This window comes from Chamaesiphon polymorphus CCALA 037, assembly GCF_003003845.1.
GTDB lineage: Bacteria > Cyanobacteriota > Cyanobacteriia > Cyanobacteriales > Chamaesiphonaceae > Chamaesiphon > Chamaesiphon polymorphus.
The window spans coordinates 1-2,171 of the sequence record NZ_PVWO01000729.1; the positions used below are offsets into that span (position 1 = coordinate 1).

1 protein-coding gene and 1 pseudogene are annotated in these 2,171 nt (G+C 47.9%); one reads left to right on the forward strand and one right to left on the reverse strand.

Annotation, left to right across the window (positions count from 1 at the left end):
• On the reverse strand, nucleotides 1-1,002 hold a 1,002-nt coding region (locus C7B77_RS28740; RefSeq protein WP_245894519.1), incomplete at its 3' end, for a tetratricopeptide repeat-containing S1 family peptidase.
• A 243-nt stretch (nucleotides 1,003-1,245) separates the two neighbouring features.
• Here C7B77_RS28740 and C7B77_RS28745 point away from each other — a divergent pair.
• A pseudogene (locus C7B77_RS28745) lies at nucleotides 1,246-2,171 on the forward strand (hypothetical protein); the annotation flags it as partial.

A 2,171-nucleotide genomic window follows, 5' to 3' on the forward strand; every position in this document is an offset into this window, starting at 1 on the left:
GTCATTGAGTGCGTCGGACTTGATGAAACCACGCTGTGAGTAGGCTATTCCATCAGTTGGTGCGAGTTGAATCGCTCGATCGAGATCTGCCAATGCGCCGCGACTATCGTTGAGTTTGCTGGATTTTACCGTAGATCTGGCTCTGTATGCTTTGGCATAGTCAGGCTTGAGCGCGATCGCGCGATCGTAATCGGCTAATGCTCCACGATAGTTACCTTTGTCGTATTTTTGATTGGCGAGCGCAAAGTAGTCATCAGCTTTGAGCGACCGATCTGGCGTAATTGTTGCTATTTTTTGCTGTAAATTTACACCTAAATTAGTTGCAATACTGGCAAAACGGTTAATGGGAATGCCCAAATTAAATCCGGTTTTCCTACCGAATTCGCCGCTAGGATTGCGTTCGCGATCGCCCCTACCGTGAATGGCGACAACTTCGCCATTTTGATTTAATACCGCCCCACCACTCATTCCTGGCAATGTATCGTTGCTATAAATTAATGAATACCCTTTTTCTAATGTTTGAGTACTATTAGCTGAAACTGTTCCCTCCCGAAATACGAATACAGATTTATTAATTGCTGCTGTTGCGAGGGGATATCCAGCGACATACAAATCCATCCCTTCGGTTAAAAGATTGCTATTGCCTAATTTAGCTGTAGGATAGTTGCCCGTCGTGCGAAATTTGACCACGGCTAAATCGATATCTGTCGTCGCCGCTCGAATCGACTGGCTGACAATTGGGTATTGATTGCCATCTGAAGTCGAGATTGTATAGGTCGCACTCTTATTCTTCAGTACGTGAGCGGCGGTGAGTACTGTATAAACATCGCCCTGACGCTGGAGAATCACCCCCGATCCTTGGCTTCCTGGCTCGGAGATCTTGACGGTGACTGCTTTGGCTGTGGCGGCTATTTCTGGTGCGGTGGCGGCGATACTTACCACTCGGACAATCGGTATTACCATACCGATCGCGCTCGTCCACAAGATGACATGCTTTGACACTAGTTTGAGTCTCCTCGATCGGGCGATCGCGATCTGTCTTTTACCGTAATATTACTGTACGCTCTTTTGGATACTGTGTAAAAAAATCACACAGTACAAGTGTAATTGGCAATTGTCCATTTAGCAAAAATTGATGCCAGCATAATTAACGAGTTGAAAATTTTAAATATCGAGTCTGGTACAAGGTTATAAAATTCGATATACTTTCCCAGTAAAAATTAATTCAGTAGTGCAATCCGATCGATGACCAAAAACCGGACTATTATCTCTTCGTTGTTATCCGGTGGGGGTATTATCCCTAGACGGTTAGGATACATTTTTATGGCGATCGCGATCGCCATAATTCACATCTTTTGTGGGGTTACCAATGTTCGTGCGGCTACTCCCGCAGCATTAGTCCAACAGGGTAAAATTGCTTACGATCGCGGTAATTTTCCCATGGCAATCCAGATGTGGGAGCGCGCCGAGGCGGGTTATCGCCTAGCACGAGATCCGGTGGGAGTCGCAGGGAGCCAGCTCAATCGATCGCAAGCGTTGATGGCGATGGGACTGGATCGACGTGCTTGTAAGCTATTGACGGGGACTGTAGGCGTCAGTGCGGGTGCCTGTGATGTTGAGATCCCAACAAAATATGGCATCCGTCAGACGCAGTTACCGCCTGTTTTGCAAGCTGTGGCGATCGAGAAATTGGGCGATGTGTTGCGCATATTGGGAAATTTTGATGCAGCACAAGTGACGCTAGCAACGGCGATCGAAATTGCCCAACCGTTGAGTGCAGAAGATCGATCGCCAATTTTAGTCAGTATGGGTAACACTTTGCGCGATCTAGGATCTCGCGAGCGCGATCGGACGGATCGACTGCAACCGCCTACTAGCAAACCGTTAGCGTGTCCGATGCAGCCGTCTGGGAGTAGTCTACACGCTGCGGCATATTATCAACACGCGATCGCCTGTTATCGGCAAGCCGGAACCCTCACCGCCGATCTCGACGCCCTGAGTCTCCAAGTAGACATCGCTCAATGGCTGCGTCGCAGAGAGAATACAGATAACAGTGCTAATGCTTGGCAAGCGCAATTTAACCAAGCTGAATTAATCACTTACGGTTCGCTCATTTTCAGGGAGGGTCATCAGATTGTGGCCCAAGGCAAGTATAAATCTCAACTGGAAAG